The sequence below is a fragment of the Protofrankia coriariae genome, assembly GCF_001017755.1.
Lineage (GTDB): Bacteria > Actinomycetota > Actinomycetes > Frankiales > Frankiaceae > Protofrankia > Protofrankia coriariae.
Map to the genome: position 1 here is coordinate 1 of NZ_JWIO01000043.1, position 5,786 is coordinate 5,786.

Consider the following 5,786-nt stretch of genomic DNA (forward strand, 5'->3'; position numbering starts at 1 on the left):
ACTGATCACGAGACACTCCCTGATCGAATTCTTTTCGTTTTGGGAGAGAGAGCGATGTGGATCTGCTGTTGTCGCGGCAGCGCGCTCACGTCCTTTGGGCTGACGCGGTGAGCTCCCCGCACGGTGGGGGCCGGTATGGGGAGAGCCGGCGGTGGTGCTGACGTGGCGGCGCGGGTGTGGTGGGCTGTCCAACCTTTCCCGCCCCGCCCTCGAGCAACGTGCCGAGCGCATGACGTAGGTTCTCCCATCCCATCCCATCCCATCCCATCCCGTTCCGTCCCGGGGCTGGGGCTGGGGTCCCGTTTGGCGGGTGGGCGGCAACGATGTGGATCTGCTGCTGTTATCACAGCACCACCCCCACATCCTTCGAGCAGACGCGGCGGGGCTGAAGTGGGGTCCGAGCAGTAGGGCTGATTCCGAGTCGTAGGGCTGATGTGGTGGCGCAGATGTGGTGGGTCTGGCGAAACGGGGCGGATGTGATGGGGTGTGGTGGGAGTGTGCCGGTGGGTGTCGCTGGGTGTCGCTGGGTGTCGCTGGGTGTCGGGGGTGGTTGCCGTGGCGTTCGGGCTCGGAGCGGAGGCGCTGCGGGATCCTGCGGGGGTGCTGCGGACGGCTCTGCTGATGATGTCGGGTGATCCGCGGGTCCGGCGGCTGGTGTCCACCGCGCCGTTGACCCGGGGCGTGGTGGAACGGTTCGTCGCGGGGGAGGACGTCGCGGCGGCGGTCAGGGTCGCGGGTGGCCTGCGTGACACCGGTCTGTGGGTGTCGCTGGACCTTCTCGGCGAGGACGTCACGGACCGCCGGCTGGCCGAGGAGTCGGCCACCGCCTACGGCGGGCTGCTGCGTGCGCTGGCCGACGTGGGGCTCACGCCCGCGGCGGAGGTCTCCGTCAAGCTTTCCGCGCTGGGGGCGCGGGTCGACGCCGCGCTCGCGCGTGATCTCGCCCTCCGGGTCTGCCAGGCGGCCCGCGACGCCGGGACGTGCGTCACCGTCGACATGGAGGATCACACCACCACCGACGCCACGCTGGCCGTTGTCGCCGACCTGCGCCGGGAGTTCGGCGAGACCGGTGCCGTCGTCCAGGCCTGTCTGCGGCGTACCGAAGCGGACTGTCGCGATCTTGCCGCCGCGGGCGGCCGGGTGCGGCTGTGCAAGGGCGCCTATGCCGAGCCCGCCTCGGTCGCCTACACCCGCCGGGCCGAGGTGAGTGCCTCCTACGCGCGTTGTCTGGCGGTTCTGATGGCGGGCCGGGGATACCCGATGGTGGCCACCCACGACCCGGTTCTGATCGAATTGGCCGCGGGCCTCGCCGGTGCGCTGGCCACGGGCAGGCTGCCCGTGAGCGCGCCGGCCGCGGGTGGCTGGNNNGGCCGCGGGTGGCTGGTCGGCCGGGCGGGCGCCCACGGCGCCGCAGGCCGAAGTGCCGCAGGTCGAAGTGCCGTCGGCCGGGACATCGCAGGCCGGGACATTGCAGGCTGAGGCATCGTCGGTCGCGACACCGCCGGTCGAGCTGGCCGTGGACGGGCGGTTCGACCGGCGGGCGGCTGAGGTGCCGCGGGGGGCTGCGTCACAGGGGGCTGTGTCACAGGGGGCGGCCGGGCAGGGGGCGGCGTCACAGGGGGTGGCCCGGCGGCCGTTCGAGTACCAGATGCTGTACGGGGTCCGCCCCGGAGAGCAGCGGCGCCTCGCCGAAGCCGGTGAGACGGTACGGGTCTATGTTCCATGCGGGCGCGAGTGGTACGGCTATCTGATGCGGCGGCTGGCCGAACGCCCGGCCAACCTGCTGTTCTTCGCACGCGCGTTGCGCTCCACCTCGTGAGCGCGACGGGTGGGCGGAGGCGAGTGCTGACACCGGCGGTGACGGACAGCAGCAGTTGCGGTGACTGGCAGTTTGACAATGGACAGTCACAGTGACAGACGGTTGCGGCGGCGGACGGTTGTGGCGGCGGACGGTGGGGGAGCCGCGCGGGAATCGGCGGCAGCCACGCGTGGGTCAGTTACGTGCAGGTTGGTTACGCCAGGGCCGGTCGCGTACGGGTCGGACCGGGGAGAGCCGGATTGACAGGAGAGCCAGGTTGACGAAGGTGCTCCGCCTGGGGTCGGGGATGCTCCGCCAACAGGAGGGATGTTCATGACGATCGCGATCCTCGGCGCCGGCAGGCTCGGCGAGGCGCTGCTGTCGGGGATGCTGCGCTCCGGGCATGATCCCGCAGATCTGTTCGTGACGGCGCGCCGGCCGGAGCGCGCCAGGGAGCTGTCCGCCCGCCACGGGGTCGAAGCGGTCTCCAACCCGGCCGCGCCCACCCGGGCGGACGTGCTGATACTCACGGTCAAACCGCAGGACATGACCGCGCTGGTCGGCGAGATCGCCGGTGTCGTCACACCGGATCATCTGGTGATCTCGGTGGCGGCCGGCGTCACCACCGCGTTCCTGGAGCACCGGCTCGCCGCCGGCACGCCGGTGGTGCGGGTGATGACGAACACCCCCGTGCTGGTGGACGAGGCCATGTCGGCGATCTCGGCCGGTGCCCATGCCGGCGAGGAGCACCTGCGCCGCACCGAGAAGCTGCTGGCGCCGGTCGGCAAGGTCGTCCGGGTGCCGGAGGCGCAGCAGGACGCCGTGACGGCCCTTTCCGGCAGCGGCCCGGCCTACTTCTTCTATCTGGTCGAATCCATGATCGACGCGGGTATCCTGCTGGGGATTCCGCGGGGGGTCGCGGCGCAGTTGCTGGTGCAGACCGCGGTGGGGGCGGCTGTGATGCTGCGCGACTCCGGCGAGCATCCGGTGCTGCTGCGGGAGGCGGTGACCTCCCCGGGCGGCACGACGATCACCGCCATCCGGGAGCTGGAGAAGCACGGCGTCCGAGCGGCCCTGCTGGCCGCGATCGAAGCGGCCCGTGACCGCTCCCGCGAACTGGCCAGCCCCGCCTGACCGAACCCCGCCCGAACGCGAAAACCCCGCCAGGGCGCCAGGGGCGTCGTCGAACGGAGCCGTGACGTGGAAGACGCAGGGTGCGCGGGGGGCGAAACCACGTCATCGCTCCGTTCGCGTACTCGTCCGTCCGCGGGGGAGGCGGTGGCCGTGCCACGTCGTCCGGTGGAGCGGGTAGGCTCGGCCGGTAGTTCGTTCGGCTTTCCTTCCAACAGATCGGTCGGGTTCGTGGGTTCGGTTATCAAGAAGCGTCGCAAGCGCATGGCCAAGAAGAAGCATCGCAAGCTCCTCAAGCGGACCCGCGTTCAACGGCGTAACAAGAAGTAGCTAAACGATTACTTCGAGTTTCTTCCGTTGCCGGCCTGTCGTGAAGCAGGCCGGTTCGTCCGGATATCGGACGGTAGACGGTGACGGTGGATGCCGGGCGCGGGAGGCCGGACGCATCGCAACGGGCTCGCCGTAGCCGGATGCCGATTGCGCCGTGTCCGCTGGATGCTGGTCGGCCAGGGCGGTGATCCGGGCGGCATCCCGTGTGCTGTAAGCACAACCGGGTCTCCGCCCATGGGTCTCCGTCCGAGGCTTCCCGCCCGGCGCGACTGGCGGTCCGCACCGTCGTCATGCGACGGCGCGGGTCCCCGGTCGCGCCGCGTGAGGTGTCGGCGATTCCGCTGTCGGTGATGATCCTGCTACGCCTTGGTCGCGGCGCAGGGGGTTCGGCTGTCTCTGCCTCGCGGAGAGCCTTCTGGATCATCGTCCAGATCGGCCGGCATCCATCGGGTGCGGTCTGGCTGTCGTTGCCGGCGGGTTCTTTCGGTGACATCGTCGGTACCATCCGTTTCCGTACCGACGTTCAGTGTTTTCCTGTTGCCACCTTTTGCGTTCGGTCGCCTACCTGGCGTTCTGTGTTCGGTTGTGCGGTCGGTGTTCCCGGCCCGGCAGCGCCGCCAGGCCGAGTGATGTCACTGGATGTGACCTGCGAATCGTTGTCGGGCGAGACCGGCGGAATCGTTACCGGATGAACCCGCGGTGACGCCTCGAGTTATGCTGCCCCGGCAATGTCGACGTTGGTTAACGTCGACCAATAGGACGCAACGCCATGTACTCCACGATGTTTCTGGCGTGACAACGCCAGGGCGTAGCATGGGCTCGGGTATCGGGGCAGGGGGCGACGAGAAATGCGACCACGCTGCGTGCTGGTGACCGGTGTTTCCCGGCCGCTCGGCGCACAGGTGGCGAGTGTCTTCGCGGCCGATCCGGAGATCGAGAATGTGATCGGGGTCGATACCGTGCCGCCCCGCGACGATCTCGGCCGGACCCAGTTCGTACGCGCGGACATCCGTAATCCGCTGATCGCGAAAGTAATCAGTGCCGCCGCTGTCGACACCGTCCTTCATCTGAATGTGATCGCCACTCCGCTCGGAGCCGGTGGCCGGGCCACGATGAAGGAAATCAACGTCATCGGCACCATGCAGCTCCTCGCCGCCTGCCAGAAGGCGCCGAGCGTCACAAAGGTGATCGTCAAGTCCACCACGACGATTTACGGATCATCACCCTCCGATCCGGCGCTGTTCACCGAGGAGATGGAGCCGCGCAGTCTGCCCCGCGGCGGTTACAGCAAGGACGCCCTGGAGGTCGAGGGATACGTCCGGGGTTTCAGCCGTCGGCGGCCCGATGTCACCGTCAGCGTGCTGCGATTCACCAATATCATCGGCCCCGGTATCGACAGTCCGCTGACCCGGTACCTCGAGCTGCCGGTCGTCCCGACGGTGCTCGGTTTTGATCCGCGCCTCCAGCTCCTGCACAGCGAGGACGCGCTCGCCGTGCTCATGCAGGCCGCTGTCGAGGACCATCCGGGCACGTTCAACGTCGCCGGGGACGGTGTTCTCCTGCTCTCCCAGGCCGTGCGGCGAGCCGGGCGCGCCCCCCTGCCGGTGCCGTCCCCGGCCGTGGTCACGTTGGGAAACCTGGTTCGCAGATCCCGGCTGCTGGACTTCTCCGCCGAACAGCTCGGCTTTCTCGCGCACGGGCGCGCGGTCGACACCACCCGGTTGAAACACGTGTTCAACTACATTCCGCGGTTCACGACACTGCAGACTTTCGACGACTTCGTACGGGACCGTCCGATGCGTTTCGCGATCAACCGTGACGCTGTGGTCCGGCTGGAGCGGACCCTGTTGGACGTGCTCGCGCGCCGCAGGCTGGTCGGGACGTCATGACCAGCCTGTGGTCAGGACCTCACGACCGTCGTCACCGCCTTTGGGTGGCTTCCGCGGTGGGCAGGGAGAAGGGCGTGTGGAAGACGGACCGGAGCTGGACGGGAGACAGATGAGATGAACCCGGTCATGACAGTGACCACCATGCGATGTCCCCCGTACGGTCCGGCCCGGCAGACGTGGGCCGTGGGTCGGCAGGCCGCTGGATAGCGGCGTTCGACCGGCGAGCGGGCTGTCGGGGACGTGGGCCGGGCAGGTGGTTGTCCCACCGGTACCGGCCGACCGAGGAGCGCGCGGCCACACCAGCGGCCACACAGGTGTCGCGATCAGGTGCCGCGCACCCGCGGGTCCCGAAAAAGCCGGGGAGCCCGAGGCCCACCCGGGGAATCCAGAACACCCTGGCAGCTCACACAGAGTATCAGGGCAAGTCCGGTGAAAAGGTGGTCACGGATGTGAGTGAGGCGCGCATCATCCCGCTGGGCAGCAAGAACGCCCGCATCCGGGCGAGCGGTGGCGCGACGGAACGCCGTTCCCGGTCGCAGGGCCCGACAGAGGGCGATCACGATGACTCGGCCGCCGCGAGCGGCACCGACGCCGGTGGGCCGGTCGGCGGCGGGCGTGCCGCCGACCACCGGCGGGCC

At 69.2% G+C, this 5,786-nt stretch carries 5 protein-coding genes; all 5 read left to right on the forward strand.

The window, feature by feature from the left end; translation table 11 throughout:
• Positions 1-624 precede the first annotated feature (624 nt).
• The 5 genes from FrCorBMG51_RS31815 to FrCorBMG51_RS20180 all read left to right on the forward strand — a co-directional run bounded on the left by FrCorBMG51_RS31815 (position 625) and on the right by FrCorBMG51_RS20180 (position 5,148).
• Positions 625-1,479, forward strand: coding sequence for a proline dehydrogenase family protein (locus tag FrCorBMG51_RS31815; protein ID WP_476742216.1), 855 nt, complete (start codon positions 625-627; stop codon positions 1,477-1,479).
• Positions 1,480-1,549: 70 nt separating this feature from the next.
• Complete coding sequence (locus FrCorBMG51_RS31820; RefSeq protein ID WP_268760586.1) at positions 1,550-1,819, forward strand: proline dehydrogenase family protein; 270 nt, start codon at positions 1,550-1,552, stop codon at positions 1,817-1,819.
• Between the two features lie 312 nt (positions 1,820-2,131).
• Positions 2,132-2,932 (forward strand): pyrroline-5-carboxylate reductase, encoded by an 801-nt coding sequence (gene proC, locus FrCorBMG51_RS20175; RefSeq protein ID WP_013875207.1) that lies wholly within the window; start codon positions 2,132-2,134, stop codon positions 2,930-2,932.
• Positions 2,933-3,160: 228 nt separating this feature from the next.
• On the forward strand, positions 3,161-3,259 hold the full coding sequence (locus FrCorBMG51_RS27320) for a 30S ribosomal protein bS22 (protein WP_003948845.1): 99 nt from the start codon (positions 3,161-3,163) through the stop codon (positions 3,257-3,259).
• Between the two features lie 848 nt (positions 3,260-4,107).
• Entirely contained in the window at positions 4,108-5,148 is a 1,041-nt protein-coding gene (locus FrCorBMG51_RS20180) for an NAD-dependent epimerase/dehydratase family protein (protein WP_047224609.1), read from the forward strand.
• Positions 5,149-5,786: the final 638 nt, after the last annotated feature.

Excerpts from the sequence above, each read along its gene's own strand:
- proC (WP_013875207.1), top strand. The coding sequence starts at position 2,132 with ATGACGATCGCGATCCTCGGCGCCGGCAGGCTCGGCGAGGCGCTGCTG.
- FrCorBMG51_RS20180 (WP_047224609.1), top strand. The coding sequence starts at position 4,108 with ATGCGACCACGCTGCGTGCTGGTGACCGGTGTTTCCCGGCCGCTCGGC.